The sequence below is a fragment of the Variovorax sp. P4_B10 genome, from assembly GCF_056402375.1.
The window spans coordinates 1-19,296 of record NZ_JBFUHN010000049.1; the positions used below are offsets into that span (position 1 = coordinate 1).

20 protein-coding genes are annotated in these 19,296 nt (G+C 62.7%); 7 read left to right on the forward strand and 13 right to left on the reverse strand.

Annotated elements, in window-relative coordinates; genetic code table 11:
- On the forward strand, positions 1 to 858 hold an 858-nt coding region (locus AC1DXX_RS21505; protein ID WP_478136242.1), incomplete at its 5' end, for a hypothetical protein.
- Here the strand turns inward: AC1DXX_RS21505 and AC1DXX_RS21510 are convergent.
- Together AC1DXX_RS21510 and AC1DXX_RS21515 are read right to left on the reverse strand one after the other, a co-directional pair.
- Positions 855 to 1,505: a hypothetical protein gene (locus tag AC1DXX_RS21510; protein WP_478136243.1), complete on the reverse strand. Its 651-nt coding sequence runs from the start codon at positions 1,503 to 1,505 to the stop codon at positions 855 to 857. The genes AC1DXX_RS21505 and AC1DXX_RS21510 overlap by 4 nt on opposite strands.
- Positions 1,493 to 2,599 (reverse strand): HsdM family class I SAM-dependent methyltransferase, encoded by a 1,107-nt coding sequence (locus AC1DXX_RS21515; RefSeq protein WP_478136244.1) that lies wholly within the window; start codon positions 2,597 to 2,599, stop codon positions 1,493 to 1,495. The genes AC1DXX_RS21510 and AC1DXX_RS21515 overlap by 13 nt, the downstream gene beginning before the upstream one ends.
- Before the next feature lie 236 nt (positions 2,600 to 2,835).
- On the opposite strand from AC1DXX_RS21515, the gene AC1DXX_RS21520 reads away from it, so the two are divergent.
- The gene (locus AC1DXX_RS21520; RefSeq protein WP_478136245.1) at positions 2,836 to 3,201 is read left to right on the forward strand and encodes a hypothetical protein; all 366 of its coding nucleotides are present in this window, start codon (positions 2,836 to 2,838) and stop codon (positions 3,199 to 3,201) included.
- 1 nt (position 3,202) lies between these two features.
- Here the strand turns inward: AC1DXX_RS21520 and AC1DXX_RS21525 are convergent, their stop codons facing one another.
- Positions 3,203 to 3,832, reverse strand: a complete 630-nt coding sequence (locus AC1DXX_RS21525; protein WP_478136246.1) for a DUF7002 family protein — start codon at positions 3,830 to 3,832, stop codon at positions 3,203 to 3,205.
- Between the two features lie 7 nt (positions 3,833 to 3,839).
- Positions 3,840 to 4,772, reverse strand: coding sequence for an SDR family oxidoreductase (locus AC1DXX_RS21530; protein ID WP_478136247.1), 933 nt, complete (start codon positions 4,770 to 4,772; stop codon positions 3,840 to 3,842).
- 55 nt (positions 4,773 to 4,827) lie between these two features.
- Here AC1DXX_RS21530 and AC1DXX_RS21535 point away from each other — a divergent pair, with 55 nt between their 5' ends.
- Together AC1DXX_RS21535 and AC1DXX_RS21540 are read left to right on the forward strand one after the other, a co-directional pair.
- The gene (locus tag AC1DXX_RS21535) at positions 4,828 to 5,892 is read left to right on the forward strand and encodes a CDP-6-deoxy-delta-3,4-glucoseen reductase (RefSeq protein ID WP_478136248.1); all 1,065 of its coding nucleotides are present in this window, start codon (positions 4,828 to 4,830) and stop codon (positions 5,890 to 5,892) included.
- A gap of 29 nt (positions 5,893 to 5,921) precedes the next feature.
- The gene (locus AC1DXX_RS21540) at positions 5,922 to 6,896 is read left to right on the forward strand and encodes a Bug family tripartite tricarboxylate transporter substrate binding protein (RefSeq protein WP_478136249.1); all 975 of its coding nucleotides are present in this window, start codon (positions 5,922 to 5,924) and stop codon (positions 6,894 to 6,896) included.
- A 1-nt stretch (position 6,897) separates the two neighbouring features.
- On the opposite strand, the gene AC1DXX_RS21545 is transcribed toward AC1DXX_RS21540, so the two are convergent.
- The 8 genes from AC1DXX_RS21545 to AC1DXX_RS21580 form a co-directional block, all read right to left on the reverse strand.
- Positions 6,898 to 7,662: an ABC transporter ATP-binding protein gene (locus AC1DXX_RS21545; protein WP_478136288.1), complete on the reverse strand. Its 765-nt coding sequence runs from the start codon at positions 7,660 to 7,662 to the stop codon at positions 6,898 to 6,900.
- A 16-nt stretch (positions 7,663 to 7,678) separates the two neighbouring features.
- Positions 7,679 to 8,452: an ABC transporter ATP-binding protein gene (locus AC1DXX_RS21550; RefSeq protein WP_478136250.1), complete on the reverse strand. Its 774-nt coding sequence runs from the start codon at positions 8,450 to 8,452 to the stop codon at positions 7,679 to 7,681.
- A 17-nt stretch (positions 8,453 to 8,469) separates the two neighbouring features.
- The gene (locus tag AC1DXX_RS21555) at positions 8,470 to 9,678 is read right to left on the reverse strand and encodes an ABC transporter permease subunit (protein ID WP_478136251.1); all 1,209 of its coding nucleotides are present in this window, start codon (positions 9,676 to 9,678) and stop codon (positions 8,470 to 8,472) included.
- Between the two features lie 13 nt (positions 9,679 to 9,691).
- The gene (locus AC1DXX_RS21560) at positions 9,692 to 10,621 is read right to left on the reverse strand and encodes a branched-chain amino acid ABC transporter permease (RefSeq protein ID WP_478136252.1); all 930 of its coding nucleotides are present in this window, start codon (positions 10,619 to 10,621) and stop codon (positions 9,692 to 9,694) included.
- 239 nt (positions 10,622 to 10,860) lie between these two features.
- Positions 10,861 to 12,153, reverse strand: a complete 1,293-nt coding sequence (locus AC1DXX_RS21565; protein ID WP_478136253.1) for a replication-associated recombination protein A — start codon at positions 12,151 to 12,153, stop codon at positions 10,861 to 10,863.
- Between the two features lie 8 nt (positions 12,154 to 12,161).
- Complete coding sequence (gene lolA / locus AC1DXX_RS21570; RefSeq protein ID WP_478136254.1) at positions 12,162 to 12,794, reverse strand: outer membrane lipoprotein periplasmic chaperone LolA; 633 nt, start codon at positions 12,792 to 12,794, stop codon at positions 12,162 to 12,164.
- A 157-nt stretch (positions 12,795 to 12,951) separates the two neighbouring features.
- On the reverse strand, positions 12,952 to 15,369 hold the full coding sequence (locus AC1DXX_RS21575) for a DNA translocase FtsK (RefSeq protein WP_478136255.1): 2,418 nt from the start codon (positions 15,367 to 15,369) through the stop codon (positions 12,952 to 12,954).
- A 94-nt stretch (positions 15,370 to 15,463) separates the two neighbouring features.
- Positions 15,464 to 16,138, reverse strand: coding sequence for a Crp/Fnr family transcriptional regulator (locus AC1DXX_RS21580; RefSeq protein ID WP_478136256.1), 675 nt, complete (start codon positions 16,136 to 16,138; stop codon positions 15,464 to 15,466).
- Between the two features lie 181 nt (positions 16,139 to 16,319).
- Here AC1DXX_RS21580 and trxB point away from each other — a divergent pair, with 181 nt between their 5' ends.
- From trxB to rpmG, 3 genes are all read left to right on the forward strand, one after another.
- On the forward strand, positions 16,320 to 17,279 hold the full coding sequence (trxB, locus tag AC1DXX_RS21585; RefSeq protein ID WP_478136257.1) for a thioredoxin-disulfide reductase: 960 nt from the start codon (positions 16,320 to 16,322) through the stop codon (positions 17,277 to 17,279).
- A 182-nt stretch (positions 17,280 to 17,461) separates the two neighbouring features.
- Positions 17,462 to 17,695, forward strand: coding sequence for a 50S ribosomal protein L28 (gene rpmB, locus AC1DXX_RS21590; RefSeq protein WP_007830293.1), 234 nt, complete (start codon positions 17,462 to 17,464; stop codon positions 17,693 to 17,695).
- An 11-nt stretch (positions 17,696 to 17,706) separates the two neighbouring features.
- Entirely contained in the window at positions 17,707 to 17,880 is a 174-nt protein-coding gene (gene rpmG / locus AC1DXX_RS21595) for a 50S ribosomal protein L33 (RefSeq protein ID WP_007830291.1), read from the forward strand.
- Positions 17,881 to 18,018: 138 nt separating this feature from the next.
- On the opposite strand, the gene AC1DXX_RS21600 is transcribed toward rpmG, so the two are convergent.
- Positions 18,019 to 19,233, reverse strand: a complete 1,215-nt coding sequence (locus AC1DXX_RS21600; protein ID WP_478136258.1) for a DesA family fatty acid desaturase — start codon at positions 19,231 to 19,233, stop codon at positions 18,019 to 18,021.
- Positions 19,234 to 19,296 lie beyond the last annotated feature (63 nt).

The following is a 19,296-nucleotide window of genomic DNA, read 5'->3' on the forward strand; positions in this document are numbered from 1 at the left end:
GAGGTGGGCAGCATGGCAGGCAAATGGGGCAGTATTCGAACGGCCGAAGCACAACAACAACTACTCGAYGCTCTTCGCCCGCTGATTAATCACGAGATCACGAATCTTCGAATTCCCGTCGAAGCAGCCAGCCAATTCGAACCCTCTCAAATAGGTACGATCATCGGTACTTTAACCGATGCACTACTTCCTTCAATCGCATTGTCCCTTGGGATCGGCCTAACGAAAGGCCCAGGCGTTCTTGGCGATCGCGAAGGATATCCGGATTTTGGGCATGGATCTGGCTATAGGCTGGAGCTAAAAGGCCTTTTCAAAGACAACGTCGCAGTTAAACTTAAGAAGCCGCCGACGCGACGAGAGCCATCCGCTCGGCTCACTCAGAAAGTGACAACGAAGAATGTCAGGCCCGACGAAGATGCGCTATTGCTTCTGGTCTATCAACTTGAACCGACCGCCCGCGACCCTTCTCTCCTGTCACCGGTTATTGTTGACTTAGGCATCTTTCCGGTAATCGATTGCATCTTGGCACGCGATCACAGACTTACTTCTGCTGGCGGGCGATGGTTTGGTGATTACGAAACGCCAACCATTCTTAGCAGAATTGGCAAGCAAAAGTTCAAGCTCGACGCGCCTCTGAATACGCTCTACTATGGACGAAAAGAGAGCGAAGGCCATGACTACAATGAAGATACGAATTTCGGAAAGCTCAAGCGCATCCCATTGAAATCATTGCACATCTTCTTGGCAAAACATGGCGCGTCTTTTGCCTCTAAGGGAGCATATCCTTCGCCATGGAGCTTTGCAACCGACCAACTGAACCTTTTGCCACCTGCACCCGACGAGGCAGCGGAAGGCTAGTCAACGTTTCCGACGATTTTTGCAAGCCCCAGCTGAGCATCTAAGTGCGATTTTATTAGACGATCGACCTCTGCACTCACCGCTTGTCGTTTCTCTAAAACGCTCTTCGGAATCGTCAATCTGCTCAACAAATCTTCGTCGAATCGTGGATGGTGGCCTCCGGTTGTTGCATCTTCAAGTATCTTCTGGACTTCCTTAGATAGCAACCAAGGAACCATAAAGGCAATGCTCTCGCCTTGATCCTTGGGATTGATAACGTAAAACTCCGTCGAACAGAGGATCGCTGTCACATCTAGCTTTGCCAGCGTCCCAACAGGGATGTACGTTATCTGCCGCAGATATGGACGAAGGCGAGATACGATCACGGCCCCCTCTGGCACAACCTTTTTGTGACTTACCCTTCCTTTTGAGTCTGCACCGAGCGACTTTAGGCTAAGTAAGCCTCGATCGGCATTTCCGGTATCGAGAACCAACGCAGTCGACGGAATTTGGGACGTACCTCGGCTTCCAATGAGGGCAAACTCGCTAATGGTCGAACCATCTGTCATCCTAGTAGTGCTACGTTGAGAGATCCAATACTCCGGCGACAAAGAGCTGTCGCGACCTAGTGCATTGGAGGAAACGGCAATACTGTTTAGATTTTCCATTTTTCAGTCAAGTCACTCATTATTTGGCCCAAATCATGGTCGATTTTGCCGTTAGAGTAGACGTATTCGCCTGATGTGTTCTTGCCAGGCTTATCAGAACGATACAACTCAATCTGGTTTGCCACGACTCTGCCGTTGTTTGGTTTTTGAACAAACAGAACTGCCGCCTTCTGAGAAGTATAGGGTCGAAATGTATTGGAATGCAGACTAACCACGCCAATGATGCTTGCTTGAGAAATGAGCCAACGGCGTACGAAGGCAAACTTAACCGCAGAGATCTTATTATCTGGAAGCACAATCGCCATTCTTCCGCCGGGACGCAGAAGCTTGATGCAACGCTCAAGAAAAAGGACATCCCTCTCTACTTTTCCGGCACTAAATCTTGCCGTCTCATATTGTGAAGCAAAATCGGCGCTACTTACGTCGCCTGCGAATGGTGGATTTGTTGCAATCACATCGAATCCCGAAAATTCCCTTCCATCGGTCTTCATAATTTGCTCCAACGTATGCTCGCACGGATCAATTAATCCAACGTTTTGGAGAGCCAGAGAATCTAGCTGACTCAAGTGTAGGGAGTCTCCACAAGCAAAGTACGACATCAAGTTTGCCGTCTTCATGGCCTTTCTTGAGATGTCAAATCCATATAGCTCGAGCTTCTTAGAATCGGCGAATTTTAATGCACTGTGAAGAAATGCTGCACTACCACATGCAGGATCACAAACAGATTCTCCGTGACTGGGTCTTAGGACATCGATGCAAAAATCGATTACATGACGGGGAGTAAAGAACTGTCCTTTATCCGATTTCGCCTCGTACGAGGTCATTCCTTCAAAGGCCGCGTCAAGCGCCTCGAACCCAATGGATGTAAGGTTCGTGGGCTCAAGTACATTCAGGCATTCGTTGGCAACATCTTGGGGCGCTGATATCTGGGTACTTCCGTCGACGAACCTTTGTACGACATCATGTTTTGCCCTCAAGATTTCCTGTGCCGTCTGATAGTCGAGGCGATTGCTCTTTCCAGAACGCTCATGGCTCGCCTTCGCAAAGAGCAACTTCACTGTTTCATGAAACTCGTCGAGTCCGGTACGAGCCATTAGAAGCTCTTGACACCTTCGAACCTGAGACACCAAATCGGTGCCTGAATAATGTCGTTTTGCCATTCGCGCGTTATATGTAGATCAAGTACGTACGATACACGGAATTCGTGACGGCGGTCAAATTTTATTTGTCTATGGTCGTTGATATTCATTCACTTTAAGCGCCAGTTTCTGCACAAAAGTCGTCCACGAGTTTTCACATGACTCTCTCCGTGAGCTTCGGCCAAGAAGATATGCCTACCGCCGATGTAATCCATGAGAGATGTGACATACGAAATTACCGCTACTCCTACGAGCCGGCATTGCGCGCGATGGTCGACTACGTCAAGGCTGCGGGCAAGACGTCGATCGTCACCGGCCTCTCGCAAGTGAAGGCCCGGCGCATGCCGCTGCGCGACGAATACGACACCACCGCACGCCGCGTCGCCAACGAGGAAGGCGCGATGTTCGCCGACTGGGGTGCCGTGCGCTTCGATCCCGCCGAGATGGCGGACGACATCCACCCCCTGCAGCCCTACAGCACGCGCCTCGTGGAGCGGCTCGTGCTCGCGCTCGACGAAGCAGCCCCCGAGTGCGCGGATCCTGCAAGACAGGGATAGATCAATCGCCTTTCGTGTCGATGGTCTCGGTCGCAGTGACGAAGCGCATCGCATCCGGCACGGCCGCCCGCAGGACCAGCTCCGCCGGCCGATGGCTGGCCGCTCGCACCGGCTGCTCCGGCAACGCTTCCGACACCCACCCCTGCGCCTGCCATTGCGCCACCGGCACCAGCGTGCGCAACCCGCGCGCCGCCGCCTTGCGCACGGCACTGCCGATGTTGAAAGGGGTCACATGGGCCACCGCCTCGTAGGCGGCCGCCAGCGCCCTGGCATCGAAGGTCAGCAGCACCTGTGGCCGGCCGCTCAAGGCGGTGCGATGGCGTTCCACGCGATCAGGGTCGAGCCAGAAGAACACACCGCCATTGAGCAGCGCGTACCAGTCGGCTTGCGCCAGGCCCGGGTCGAGACAGCGCGCCAGCGCCTGCGGCGGCATCGGCCGCTGGTCGCGGATGTAGCGGCCATCGGGCAAGGTCACGCCCTGCGAGCGATGGGCGCGCACGGCAGCCTCGACCTCCAGACCGAAGGCGCCGCGATTCAGCAGCTCCTCGGTGCTGCACAGCCCTTGCGCCCGGACCGCGGCCCAGTTGGCGCGATCGACGAAGTGAAAGGCCGCCGCAGGCAGGCTGGGCATGGCGTTGTCAGGCGTCGGCGCGCAGGCCGGTGTGCACGGTCGGATGCGCAAGCCGCACGCGCAGTTCGCGCTTGAGCCGCGTGTTGTCGAGCCGCCGCGATTCGCCCATGAAGCTCAGCAACTGCAGCGGCAACTGGCGCTCGGCCTCCTCGCGTGCCACGCGCGGGGGGCGCTGCATGCCGTAGAGGTCGGCGGCCAGATCGACGTAGTCGCCCATCCGCAGCTCTGTGTCGTCCGAGACATGGACGATGCGCTGCGGCCGCCCCCGGAACAGTGCCGCCTCGCAGGCGCGCGCCAGGTCGTCGGCATGGATGTGGCTGGTGTAGACGTCGTCCTCGCGCCGCAGCACCGGCGTGCCGCGCTGCAGGCGGCCGCGCGGCGTGCCGTTTTCGCGGTCCGGCGCATAGATGCCCGGGATGCGCAGGATGCTCGCGCGCACGCCGGCACTGCGGCCAAGCCAGCGCACGGCACGCTCGGCGTCCACGCGCCGATGGGAGCGTGGCGTATCGGGCCGCACGCCGCGCGTTTCGCTCACGCGCGCGCCGCCGCAATCGCCATAGACGCCGCTGGTCGAGCCGTAGACGAGCGCCGAAGGCACCGAGCGCAGCCGCAGCGCGCGCGCCAGGGCCGTGGTGCGCTGGTCCCGCCACCAGGCGGCTCCGCCGTCGCGCGCAGGCGGCGCCAGGTGCAGCACCCGCGTGGCAATGCCCGCCAGCCGGCGCAGCGTGGCCGGATCGTCCAGATTGCCCACCAACGGGCGAATTCCAGCCGCACGCAGCGCCGCAACCCGCTCGGCCGACGAAGTGAGCGCCACCAGTTGCATGCGTCCCCGCAGATCACGCGCCACCCGCTGCCCGACGTCGCCGCAACCGACGATCAGAAGGCGCTCGCGGCGAAAGCGTGCCGGCAGCGCGCCGGAGGGGCTATTGATTGAAGGCAAAATCCTCTTCCCTTTCCCTTTCAGACCCAGGCTGAAAACAAGCCGAAGAATACAGATGACTGCTGCAGCGCCGCATGATGCGGGCTTTTCCATCACCGTCGAGCCCAGCGGCCGCCATTTCGTGGTCCACGGCGACGAAACCATCCTGGCAGCCGGCATCCGGCAAGGCATCGGCCTCCCCTATGGCTGCAAGGACGGCGCCTGCGGCTCGTGCAAGTGCAGGAAGCTCTCGGGCGAGGTCACCCTCGGCCCTCACCAGAGCAAGGCCCTGAGCGCCGAGGAACAGCTCGCGGGCTACGTGCTGACCTGCTGCGCCCATGCCAGGAGCGACGTGGTGCTCGAATCGCGCCAGGTGACCGAAGCCGGGGCGCTGCCGATCCGCAAGATGCCGGTGCGGGTGCTGGGCCTGACGCGTCAATCGCACGACGTGATGATGCTGCGCCTGCAGCTGCCGGCCGGCGAGCCGCTGCAGTTCCATGCGGGCCAGTATGTGGAATTCATCCTGCGCGACGGCGCACGCCGCAGCTACTCGATGGCCAACGCGCCGCACACGCTGGGCCAGCCGGGCACGGGCATCGAGCTGCACCTGCGGCACCTGCCGGGCGGCAAGTTCACCGACCACGTGTTCGGCGTCATGAAGGAAAAGGAAATCCTGCGCATCGAAGGCCCCTTCGGCAGCTTCTTCCTGCGCGAGGACTCCGACAAGCCGATGATCCTGCTGGCCTCGGGCACGGGCTTCGCGCCCATCAAGGCGCTGCTCGAGCACATGACGTTCAAGGGAATCGACCGGCCCGCCACGCTTTACTGGGGCGGCCGCCGCCCCGAAGACCTCTACATGGACGAATGGGTGCGCGCGCAACTGGCGGAGATGCCGAACCTGCGCTACGTGCCCGTGATCTCCAACGCCACGCCCGACGACAACTGGACCGGCCGCACCGGCTTCGTCCACCAGGCGGTGCTGGACGACTTTGCCGACCTGTCGGGCCACCAGGTCTATGCCTGCGGCGCGCCCATCGTGGTCGACTCGGCCAAGCGCGACTACGTGGCGCTGGCGGGCCTGCCCGAAGAAGAGTTCTTTGCCGACGCGTTCACCACGGAAGCAGACAAGGCGCTGCCCTGATTCCCCGAGAGACAAGACACAGACAAGAAATGAAAACGAGACACCTCCTCCTCACCCTGCTCGCCAGCGCCACGCTGCTTGCCACCGGCCAGGCAGCAGCCCAACAACAACGTCCCGTCCGCCTCGTCGTGCCCTATGCCGCCGGCGGCCCCATCGACGTCACCGCGCGCATGCTGGCCGAACGCGTCAAAGACGCGCTGGGCCCGGTCATCATCGACAACAAGCCCGGTGCGGGCGGCAACATCGGTGCCGACATCGTCGCCAAGGCGCCGCCGGACGGCCTCACGATCGGCATCGCGGCCACCGCCACCAACGCGGTCAACCCGTGGCTCTACAGCAAGATCCCGTTCAACGCCTCCACCGACTTCGCGCCGATCACGCAGATGGTCCGCGTGCCCAACGTGCTGGTGATGAACGCCGAAACGGCCAAGCGGCTCCACATCGAGACGGTGGCCGACCTGATCCGCTATGCCAAGGCCAATCCCGCCAAGCTCAACTACGGCAGCGGCGGCAACGGCAGCGCCGGCCACCTGGCGGGCGAGCTGTTCAAGAAGGAAGCGGGCATCTTCGCGCTGCACATCCCGTACAACGGAGGCAACCCGGCACAGCTGGCGCTGATCTCGGGCCAGGTCGATTTCAATTTCGACAACCTCGCGACCGCGGCACCGAACATCCGCTCGGGCAAGCTGAAGGCGATTGCGGTGACGACGTTGCAGCGCAGCAGCTCGCTGCCCGAGGTGCCGCCGGTGGCCGACACGCTCAAGGGCTTCTCGATCGACACCTGGTGGGGGCTGGTCGCGCCGGCCGGCACGCCGCACGACGTGGTCGTGAAGCTCAATCAGGCCTTCGTCGCCGCGCTGAACGCGCCGGAGACGAAGACCCGCTTTGCCTCGCTGCTGGCCGAGCCGGTTGGCAACTCGCCCGAGCAGTTCGGCGCTTTCATGAAGACCGAACTGGCCAAATACGAGAAGGTGGTCAAGGCCACCGGCGCAAAGGTCGACTGAGTTATTCGCCGAGGTACGCGGCGCGAACCCGCGGGTCGCGCAGCAGTTCCTTGGCATCGCCGTTCATCGTGATAAGGCCCGACTCCATCACGTAGCCGCGGTCGGCCAGCTGCAGCGCGCGGTTGGCGTTCTGCTCCACCAGCAGGATCGTGACGCCCTGCGAGGCCACGGTCTGCACCACTTCGAAGATCTTGTCGCACATGATCGGCGACAGGCCCATGGTGGGTTCGTCCAGCAGCAGCACCTTGGGGCGCGCCATCAGCGCGCGGCCCATGGCAAGCATCTGCTGTTCGCCGCCCGACATGGTGCCGGCCAGCTGGTCCTTGCGCTCGCGCAGGCGAGGGAAAGTGACGAACACGCGCTCCATGTCGCTCGCGATGGCGGCCTTGTCCTTGCGGATGTAGGCGCCGATCTGCAGGTTCTCGGTGATCGTCATGCGCGTGAACACGCCGCGGCCCTCGGGCACCATCACCAGCCCTTCGCCCACCAGATCCCAGGCGCCGCGGCCCTTGATGCTGCGGCCCAGGAATTCGATCTCGCCGGCCCCGGCCGGCAGCGTGCCGGTGATGGCCTTCATGGTGGTGGTCTTGCCGGCGCCGTTGGAGCCGATCAGCGACACGAGTTCGCCTTCGCGCACCTCGAAGTCCACGCCCTTCACCGCCTGAATGCCGCCGTAGCCGACCTTCAGGCCGCGCACCTTGAGCAGCATCTTGCCCGCCGCCTTGGCCTGCACGGCGTTGGCACGGGTTTCTTCTTCGCTCGTCATCGTTGCTGTGCTCATTTCAGTGGCCTCCCGTTCCGAGGTAAGCCTCGATCACTTTTTCGTTCTTCTGCACGTCGGCGGGCGTACCTTCTGCAATCTGCTTGCCGTAGTCGAGCACGGTGACGCGGTCGCACAGGCCCATGATGAGCTTGACGTCGTGTTCGATGATCAGGATGGTGCGGTCGTCCTTGCGGATGCGGTCGATCAGCTCGCGCAGCAGCACCTTCTCGGTCGAGTTCATGCCGGCGGCAGGCTCGTCGAGCGCGATGAGTTGCGGATCGGTGGCCAATGCACGTGCGATCTCGAGGCGGCGCTGGTCGCCGTACGACAGCGTGCGCGCCTTGTAGTCGGCGAACTTGCCGATGCCCACGTAGTCGAGCAGTTCATGGGCGCGCTCGGCAATGGCTTTTTCTTCGGCCTTGAAGCTGCCGGTGCGCAGCATGGCGCCGAAGACGCCCGAGTGGGTGCGGATGTGGCGGCCGACCATCACGTTCTCGAGCGCCGTCATTTCGGCGAACAGGCGGATGTTCTGGAAGGTGCGCGCGATGCCGGCCTTGGCCACTTCATGCACGGCCGTCGGCTGGTAGGGCTTGCCGGCCAGCTCGAAGGTGCCGCTGTCGGGCGTGTAGAGCCCGGTGATCACGTTGAAGAAGGTGGTCTTGCCGGCGCCGTTCGGGCCGATCAGGCCGTAGACCTGGCCACGCTTGATGGTGATGCCAACGTCCGAGAGGGCTTGCAGCCCGCCGAAGCGTTTGGAGATGCCGCGAACGTCGAGGATGGTGTCTGTCGTCATGTCTGTGTCCTCTGTGCTCACGGATTGATCGACATGGGACGCGAAGCCGCACCCGGCACTTCGTCGGCGGGTGTATCGATGCCCGGCGCATGGGTCTGCAGCGAGCCTGGGGCCACCGCCGCATGGGCCGGATCGACGGGCACGCCGCCCCGCTTCGTCAGCGTCTTGCCATGCTCCGGCGATGGCCAGAGGCCACGCGGACGCACCAGCATGATGATGATCATCGCGAGTGCAATGAAGAGTTGGCGCAGGATGGACGCGTCGAGGCGGCCATCGGTCAGCGACTGCAGCGGGCCGGCCACATAGCGCAGCACTTCGGGCAAAGCTGCCAGCAGCACGGCACCGAGGATGACGCCGGGCAGATGCCCGATGCCGCCGAGCACCACCATCGCCACGATCATCACCGACTCCATCAGGCTGAAGGACTCGGGCGAGACGAAGCCCTGGAAGGCCGCGAACATCGCGCCCGACACGCCACCGAAGCTCGCGCCCATGCCGAAGGCCAGCAGCTTCATGTTGCGGGTGTTGATGCCCATGGCCTTGGCGGCAATCTCGTCTTCGCGGATGGCCATCCAGGCGCGCCCGATGCGCGACATCTGCAGGCGGTGCGAAATGATGATCGTCGCGACCACCAGCGCCAGGAACAGGTAGTAGTAGAGCGTGACCGAGGAGATGCTGAAGCCGTCGAACTTCCACGCCTTGCCGAGGTCGAGTCCCCAGAACTTGATGGAGTCGATGGCCGTGATGCCCTTGGGACCGTTGGTGATGTTCACCGGCTGGTCGAGGTTGTTCAGGAACACGCGGATGATTTCGCCGAAGCCCAGCGTGACGATGGCGAGGTAGTCGCCGCGCAGCTTGAGCGTGGGCGCACCGAGCAGCACGCCCAGCATGCCGGCCACCACGAGCGCCAGCGGTATCACGATGAGCAGCGAGGTGTGCAGCCCGTTCGGGAACATGGCCTTGAACCACGGGAAGGTTTCGGTCAGGTGCGACGAGCCCATCAGCGCGTACAGGTAGGCCCCGATCGCAAAGAAGGCCACATAGCCCAGGTCGAGCAGACCGGCGTAGCCGACCACGATGTTCAGGCCGAGCGAGAGCATCACGTAGAGCAGCGCGATGTCGGCGATGCGCACCCAGGCATTGCCCTGGCTTTGCAGGAAGATCGGCAGGGCGAGCACGGCGACGACGCCGAGGATGTAGAGAGCGAGGTTCTTGCTGTTCTTCATGGTGTTCTGCTCCTCAGGCCCGATCCGCCACGCGCTCGCCGAGCAGGCCCGAGGGCCGCAGCGTGAGCATGACGATCAACACGATGAACGCGAAGATGTCGCTGTAGTTGCTTCCCAGCACGCCACCCGTGAGGGTGCCGATGTAGCCCGAGCCGATGGCTTCGATGAGGCCGAGCAGGATGCCGCCGACCACGGCGCCGGCCAGATTGCCGATGCCGCCGAACACGGCTGCGGTGAAGGCCTTGAGGCCGGGCAGGAAGCCCATCGCGTGCTGTGCGATGCCGTAGTTGGAGGCATACATCACACCGGCGATGGCCGCGAGCACGGCACCGATGATGAAGGTGGCCGAGATGACCATGTCGGGGCGGATGCCCATGAGTGCTGCGACGCGCGGGTTCTCCGCGGTGGCGCGCATCGCGCGGCCGAGCTTCGTGTAGTTGACCAGCCACATCAGCACCACGAGCGAGAACGCCGTGACGCTGAGGATCATGACCTGCGTCGGCGAGATCACGGCACCGCCCACGTGGATGGGGTCGGTGGGCAGGAGGTTGGGGTAGGCCTTGTTGGTCGGCTTCCAGATGATCATCGCCAGCGTCTGCAGCAGGATCGACATGCCGATGGCGGTGATGAGGGGCGCGAGCTTGGGGCTGTTGCGCAGGGGCCGGTAGGCCACCTTCTCGATCACGAAGTTGAGTGTTGCCGCGACGACGCAGGCAATGATCAGCGCAATGATGAGGATCAGCCAGCCCGGCGTGTTGGGCATGCCGTCCTTCATGAGGCCGATGATGGTCCAGCTGGTCAGCGCCCCCACCATCAGCACTTCACCGTGCGCAAAGTTGATCAGATTGATGATGCCGTACACCATGGTGTAGCCCAAGGCTATCAAGGCATACATGCTGCCGAGTACCAGACCGTTGATGATCTGCTGCAGCAATATTTCCATAACGCGTTCCCTATGTGTTGCACCGTTGCGGGGTGCCGTTCACCCACCGTGGCACCGGTTTGGCGCCTTTGGTGACCAAGCAAAAAACCAGCCAGCATGTGTCGCTGGCGGATTTGTGGGCGGGATTGTAAGCACGCACCAGCGCTGATTTGGTGCGCAGCGACCGGGGTTTACCCGCTCACGTCATGCTGTATGGGAGTGAACTCATGCGCGGCACGCACACAGGTTGCAAGACAGTATCAATCGTCGCGTTCAGTGTTCAGGCGGCGCAATTCGCGCAGCTTTTCGCCGATGCGAATCTCGAGTCCGCGGTCCACCGGCTCGTAGAAGACCTGGCCTTCCAGGCCTTCGGGAAGGTAGCGTTCGCCGGCGGCGAAACCGCCCTCCTCGTCGTGCGCATAGCGATAACCCTTACCGTAGTCGAGCTCCTTCATGAGCTTGGTGGGCGCATTGCGCAGGTGCATGGGCACCGGTCGTGTGCTGTCCTTCTTGATGAGGGCGCGCACCGCGTTGTAGGCCTTGTAGACCGCGTTCGACTTGGGTGCGATCGCCAGGTAGACCACGCATTCGGCCAGCGCGAGTTCGCCCTCGGGCGTGCCGAGCCGCTCGTAGACCTCGGCGGCATCGAGCGCCAGGCGCAGCGCGCGCGGATCGGCCAGGCCGATGTCTTCGCTGGCCATGCGCACGAGGCGCCGGGCCATGTAGCGCGGATCGGCCCCGCCGTCGAGCATGCGCACGAACCAGTAGAGCGCGGCATCGGGGTCGCTGCCGCGCACCGACTTGTGAAGCGCGCTGATGGTGTCGTAGAACTGCTCGCCGCCCTTGTCGTAGCGCCGCATGCGCTCGCCGAGCACGCGCAGCAGCCATTCGTCGGTGATGTTCCCGAGCTTCTCGGCGCGGGCCGCGACGGCCAGCGTTTCGAGCGTGTTGAGCAGCCTGCGGGCATCGCCGTCCGCATAGGCGACGAGGCGGTCGATGGCCGTCTCGTCGATGGCCGGAACCGCCTGGATCGCCTGGGCCTTGGCCACGATCTGCTTGAGATCGCCCTCGGTGAGCGGCTGCAGCACGTACACCGCCGCCCGCGACAGCAAGGCCGAATTGACCTCGAACGAGGGGTTCTCGGTGGTCGCGCCGATGAAGGTGAAAAGCCCCGACTCCACATGCGGCAGGAAGGCGTCCTGCTGGCTCTTGTTGAACCGGTGCACCTCGTCGACGAAGATGATGGTGCGCTGCTGCTCCAGGCCGTCGCGTGCGGACGTGGCCCGATCGACGGCCTCGCGGATGTCCTTCACGCCGCCCAGGACCGCGCTGATGCTCAGGAACTGCGCATCGAAGGCATCGGCCATCAGCCGCGCAATGGTGGTCTTGCCGGTGCCGGGCGGGCCCCAGAGGATGCAGGAGTGCGGCTGGCCCGACTCGAAGGCGATGCGCAGCGACATGCCCGGGCCGAGCAGATGCTGCTGGCCGATCACTTCGCCGAGCGTCTTGGGGCGAAGACGCTCGGCGAGGGGTTGGTGGGAGCTGGTGGCCAAACCTGTGGTTACTGCTTGACGATGTCGGCGCCGGCGGGCGCCTTGAAATCGAACACGCTGGCGGGGAGCGCCGGATTCACGTCGACCTTGCTGAACTTGAGCACCGATCGCTGGCCGAAGCTGTCGAGGATTTCGAGCGCCGCCAGTGCATCGCCCTGGAAACCGACGTGTACGCTTTGCAGCTGGCCATCCTTGTTCTTCGGCGTGGCCTTGACCCACTCGAGGCCGTCGCGCTCGGGCGCGGCTTCGAGCGTGAAGTCGGCCTGCAGCGCGCGCAGGTCGGGCGCTGCGGCAATCAGGGCCGCGGGCGTGGAGCCGAGCGCCTGCGCCTGGGGACGCTGCGTGACCTGGTTCAGGTCGGCGTCGTAGAGCCACAGCGTCTTGCCGTCGGCGACGATGCTTTGCGCAAAGGGCTTGCGGTAGTCGAACTTGAATTTTCCGGGCCGCTGGAATTCGAAGATGCCGGTCGAAGTCTTGACACGACCCGGCTGCCCTTCGCGCGACGGTGCGGTCACGGTCTGGGTGAATTCGGCGCGGCCGGATTTGACCGTCTTCACGAAGGTCTCGAGGCTTTCAAGGCCGCCGGCCCAGGCGTTGGCGGAGCAGAGAAGACCGATCAGTAGCCAATGGCGGATTTTCAATTTGGGTTCCTCGGAAAAGCTATTGCACTGGGCATCGACCCTACCCGCCCCGAATTGCGGCAGGTGTAGGTCTTCATGAAGATTTGCAATGCCCAGGAGCGCTTCTGCAAATTGCCTTTCAGCACGTAACCGGAATTGTGCGTCGCTGCCGCACCAATTATTCGGTGCGCGCGGGCACCAGGATTTCGCGCTGGCCGCTGCCGCTCATGGCACTGACCAGGCCAGCCTTTTCCATGTCCTCGACGAGGCGCGCGGCGCGGTTGTAGCCGATCTTCAGGTGGCGCTGCACCAGCGAGATGCTGGCCTTGCGGTTCTTGAGCACGACCTCGACCGCCTGGTCGTACATCGGGTCTTTCTCCGCGTCGCCGCCGCCCAGCAGGTCGCCATCGCCGTCGCCATCGACCGTGCCGCCTTCGAGCACGCCTTCGATGTAGTCGGGCTCGCCCTGGCTCTTGAGGTAGGCCACCACGCGGTGCACTTCCTCGTCGCTCACGAAGGCACCGTGCACGCGGATCGGCAGGCCGCTGCCGCTGGCCATGTAGAGCATGTCGCCCATGCCCAGCAGCGCCTCGGCGCCCATCTGGTCGAGGATGGTGCGGCTGTCGATCTTGGAGCCCACCGAGAACGCGATGCGCGTGGGGATGTTGGCCTTGATGAGGCCGGTGATCACGTCCACGCTGGGCCGCTGCGTGGCCAGGATCAGGTGGATGCCGGCGGCGCGCGCCTTCTGCGCGAGGCGGGCGATCAGCTCCTCGATCTTCTTGCCGACCACCATCATCAGGTCGGCCAGCTCGTCGATCACGACGACGATGTGCGGCTCGCGCTTGAGCGGCTCCGGATCGTCGGGCGTGAGGCTGAAGGGGTTGTAGATGAACTCCTCGCGCGCCTTGGCTTCGTCGATCTTGGTGTTGTAGCCGGCCAGGTTGCGCACGCCGAGCTTGCTCATGAGCTTGTAGCGGCGCTCCATTTCGGCCACGCACCAGTTCAGGCCGTGCGCCGCCTGGCGCATGTCGGTGACCACGGGCGCCAGCAGGTGCGGGATGCCTTCGTAGACCGACATTTCGAGCATCTTCGGGTCGATCATCAGCAAGCGGACGTCGCGTGCCTCGGCCTTGTAGAGCAGCGACAGGATCATGGCGTTGATACCCACCGACTTGCCCGAGCCGGTGGTACCGGCCACCAGCACGTGCGGCATCTTCGCGAGGTCGGCCACCACCGGATTGCCGATGATGTCCTTGCCGAGGCCCATGGTGAGCATCGACTTGCCTTCGTTGTAGATCTGCGAGCCCAGGATTTCGCTGAGCTTGATCGACTGGCGCTTGGCGTTCGGAAGCTCGAGCGCCATGTAGTTCTTGCCCGGGATGGTCTCGACCACGCGGATCGACACCAGCGACAGCGAACGCGCCAGGTCCTTGGCCAACCCGAGAATCTGCGAGCCCTTGACGCCGGTGGCGGGCTCGATTTCATAGCGCGTGATCACCGGGCCCGGCGAGGCCAGCACCACGCGCACCTCGACGCCGAAGTCCTTGAGCTTCTTCTCGATCATGCGCGAGGTCATCTCGAGCGTGTCGGCCGAGACCGTTTCCTGGCGCACCAGTGCGGCATCGAGCAGGTCGACCTGCGGCAGTTTGCTGTCGGGCAGTTCCTTGAAGAGCGGCTTCTGGCGTTCCTTGACGACGCGATCGCTCTTGGGCACTTCGGTCATCGCGGGTTCGATCTGCACCGGCGGCGAAGGCGTGCGGCGCTTGGGGGGGGGCTCGATGCGGATCTCTTCGTCGTCGGGGAAATCGGTCGTCAAGGCCGGCTCGCTGCCCTTGCCCGAATCGCTGCGGGTGAACGACGGCTCGTCGGCCTCGGCGCGTTCGCGGGCGGCCTGCTTGCCCATGGCAATGTCGGCTGCCATTTCGCGCTTCTCACGGCGCGACTCGAAGAGCGAGTAAGCCCGCGCACCGATGCGTTCGGCAATCAGGCTCCACGAGAAACGGAAGACGAGCGCCGAACCGATCACGCCGCCGGCGATGGCCATCAAGGCAGAACCGGTGAAGCCCATCCAGCGGACGCTGGCCGGCCCGACGAGATAGCCCAGGGCGCCGCCGCCCGAACCCGGCAGGTGCGATTCGAGCCGGTACAGACGCGACCATTCGAGCACCGCGCTGGCGCACAACAGCAGGACGAGGCCAAACCAGAAGGCCAGGCGGCTGCGGTTGAAGCGGCCGCGCGGTGGCTGCTCGGCCGGTGCGGTTTCGCCACCACGCAGCCAGTTGGCCAGCGATGAGAGCCATGCACGCAAACCCGCTGCAAGGCACCACCAGACGGAATAGCCCGCGAGGAAGTAGCTGCCATCGGCCAGCCAGGCACCGATGCGGCCACCCCAGTTCTTGACCTCGCCGCCGGTGCCCGATGTCGACCAGGCCGCGTCGGAAGGCGTGAAGCTCAGCATGGCGAGCAGCCAGAACAACAGCGCTGCGAATCCGGCGATCAGCGTGATTTCGTGGGCGAAGCGCATGGCGCGCATGCGCACGGGTTGCCCATCGGCAGCAGAAGAAGATTGAAGCGTATTGAGCGAATAGGTCATGAAAAACACGGCACCCGGCCCTGGAAATCGGGAGCCGAACGCACGAACACTACAACAAAAGGCCGTGGCCGCCAGAAGCGCCCGGCCCGAAGGCTCAAGTGAGCGTCAGGAGCCGTTCCTTGACGATCATCGACCCATCGTCCTGGGTCTGAACGAAACCGCGCTCTTCCAGATCCTTCATCACGCGGCTCACCATTTCGCGCGAGGCGCCGACCATCTTTGCCAGATCCTGGCGGGAGATCTTGTCGCGCACCTTCAGGTTGCCCGCAGCGTCCTCGACAGCGAACTCGAGCAGCGAGCGCGCCACGCGGCCATAGACGTCCATCAGCGCCAGGGACTCGATCTTCCGGTCGGCATGACGCAGGCGCTGCACCAGGCCGCGCATGATGTTGTAGGCCATCGACGAGTTCTCGGGCAGGCAGCGCGCGAACGCGTCGCGGCCCAGCATGAGAACGTCGCACTGGATCTCGGTGCGGACCGTGGCGGAGTGCGGCTCGTCATCGATGAGGCTCATTTCGCCGAGGTAATCGCCGGGGTGCAGCGTGGCCAGGATGACCTCGCGGCCCCGGCTGTCGGCACTGGTCACGCGGGCGCGGCCGGTGAGGATGATGTAGAGCGCATCGGACTTCTTGCCCTGCTCCACGACGACTTCGGCACGCTTGAAACGCTTCTTGATGATCGCATCCGCAATGCTTGCGGACTGCGTGGCCGTCAGCGACGCGAACAAAGGAACGCGCCGAAGCAATTCAAGATTGGACAGCATCGACATTAATCAATCCCTGATACGGCGCGCTGAACCGATTCCAAAGGCAAGCCGATGGATTACTACAATCGCGCGCATTGAAAACACCGTGCACCCGGTGTTGAACCGGGCGGTGATACTCCATATATATCGCTACCACCCTGAAAATGTACACGCTGAAGCAGCGCATATCCTAGGTTTTCTACTCATGTCCGCTCCCCAACACGCCAAGGTTTTGATTCTGGGCTCCGGCCCGGCCGGCTATACCGCCGCCGTCTACGCAGCCCGCGCAAACCTTCAGCCCTTGCTCATCACAGGCATCGCCCAGGGCGGCCAACTGATGACCACCACCGAGGTCGACAACTGGCCGGCCGACGTGCATGGCGTCCAGGGGCCGGAGCTGATGCAGCGCTTTCTCGAGCATGCCGAGCGCTTCAAGACGCAGATCGTGTTCGACCACATCAACAAGGTCGACCTGGGCAAGCGCCCCTTCACCCTCACCGGCGACAGCGGCACGTACACCTGCGATTCGTTGATCATTGCCACAGGCGCTTCCGCCAAGTACCTGGGCCTCGATTCGGAACAGAAGTTCATGGGACGCGGCGTCTCCGCATGCGCAACCTGCGACGGCTTCTTCTACCGCGAGCAGGAGGTCTGCGTGATCGGCGGCGGCAACACGGCCGTCGAGGAAGCGCTGTACCTCGCCAACATCGCGAACAAGGTCACGCTGGTTCATCGCCGGGACAAGTTTCGCGCCGAGCCCATCCTGATCGACAAACTCAAGGAGAAGGTCGCCGAAGGCAAGATCGTGCTGAAGCTGCACAACGAGCTCGACCAGGTGCTGGGCGACGACACGGGCGTGACGGGCATCCGGATCAAGAGCACGCAAACCAGCGAGACCGAGCAGATCGACCTCAAGGGCTGCTTCATTGCCATCGGGCATCACCCCAACACCGATATCTTCCAGGGCCAGCTGGAGATGAAGGACAACTACATCCTGACCCGTTCCGGCCTGCAGGGCTTCGCCACGATGACCAGCATTCCGGGCGTCTTCGCCGCCGGCGACGTGCAGGACAACGTGTACCGCCAGGCCATCACGAGTGCGGGCACCGGCTGCATGGCTGCCCTGGATGCGCAGCGCTTCCTCGAGCAGGACGGCACCCTCTAAACGCCAGGCCGCCCGAAAGGGCTATAATCCAAGGCTTTGCCGAAATAGAGCTCTTCCAAGGAGTTGCGGCAAAGCCGGGGTACCGCCACCCGTTTCTGGCGAGGTCAAGCTGCAAAACACCTGCAATCACCGGCGCAAGCCACGATTGCGCCGGTGCCAGCTGTTCAAGAAAGAGTGTCCACATGGCACGCGTATGCGACGTAACGGGCAAAGGCCCGATGGTCGGAAACAATGTTTCCCACGCCAACAACAAAACCAAGCGCCGGTTCCTGCCGAACCTGCAATACCGCCGTTTCTGGGTCGAGACCGAAAACCGCTGGGTTCGCCTGCGCGTTTCGAGCGCTGCACTGCGCCTGATCGACAAGAACGGTATCGACGCCGTGCTCGCAGACCTGCGTGCACGCGGCCAAGCTTAAGGAGCTGAATCATGGCAACGAGCAAAGGCGGACGCGAAAAGATCAAGCTGGAATCCACCGCGGGTACCGGCCACTTCTACACGACCAGCAAGAACAAGAAGACGATGCCTGAAAAGATGTCGATCATGAAGTTCGACCCCAAGGCACGCAAGCACGTCGAATACAAGGAAATCAAGCTGAAGTAATTCGGCCCTGGTTTTCCAAACAAGAACCCGCTGCTTACCCAGCGGGTTTTTTGTTGTCCGCCGCTGTATGTCGAACAGTCGGCAGGCGTAAAAAAGCCGGCCCGCAGGCCGGCTTTTTCAATTCAGAAAACCCGCGACTCAGGCGCGCGCAGCGCGCAGGCGGGTCGAGAACTCCCGCAGGCCCGCAATGCCACTGGCTTCCGCACGGTGGCACCAGGCCGCCAGATCGGCCGCCAGCTGCTCGCGCGACTGCGACGTGTTCAGCCAGAGCTGACGCAGCTCTTCACGCATCGTCACCATCTTGTCGAGCACCGGGTGGGCGGCTCGGGCCTGCACGAGATGCGTGCGGGCCGATGCAGGCACCTTGTCGTCGTCACGGTGAAGCCAACGCTTGGCTGCCTTGAGCACCGACAGGTCGGCACCCTTGGTCTTGAGCTGGGCCAGCTCTTCGCTGGTCGCACGGCGCATTTCGCGGGCATAGCCGGCCATGACTTCGTAGCGGTTGGCAATGACAGCCTCGAGCGTCTTCTCGTTGGCCACGGGCTGGATGTCGCCCATCTGCATCTTCGGCGGCACCTTCTTGACCTTGGCCCAACCGATCGCCTGCATGATCTGGATGTAGATCCAGCCGATGTCGAATTCGTACTTCTTGACCGAGAACTTGGCCGACGTCGGGTACGTGTGGTGGTTGTTGTGCAACTCTTCGCCACCGATGATCAGGCCCCAGGGCATGATGTTGCGGCTGGCATCGGGCGCCTCGAAGTTGCGGTAGCCCCAGTAGTGGCCGATGCCGTTGATGATGCCGGCGGCGGTGATCGGGATCCAGAGCATCTGGACAGCCCACACGGCCATGCCGAGCGTGCCGAACAGCGCCAGGTTGATGATCAGCATCAGGCCGACGCCCTGCCAGCTGTAGCGCGTGTAGAGGTTGCGCTCGATCCAGTCATCGGGCGTGCCGTGACCGTAGCGCTCCATCGTTTCCTTGTTCTTCGACTCGGCGCGATAAAGCTCGGCGCCGCGCCAGAGCACTTCGTCGATGCCCTTGACCTGCGGGCTGTGCGGGTCCTCCTGCGTTTCGCATTTGGCGTGGTGCTTGCGGTGAATGGCAACCCATTCCTTCGTCACCATGCCGGTGCCGAGCCACAGCCAGAAGCGGAAGAAGTGCGAGGGGATCGGGCCCAGATCCATGGCACGGTGCGTCTGCGTACGGTGCAGGAAGATCGTGACCGCGGCAATCGTGATGTGCGTGGTGACGAGCGTGTACAGCACGACTTGCCACCATGTGATGTCCCACAAGCCGTGTCCAAGCCATTGGATGGCCGCATTGAGAACGGCAGAGTCAGGAAGCAACATTGAGTCAGGTACTCCATGGCCACACGAAGGTGCAGCCTTTAGATAACCAGCGATTTTAAGGGG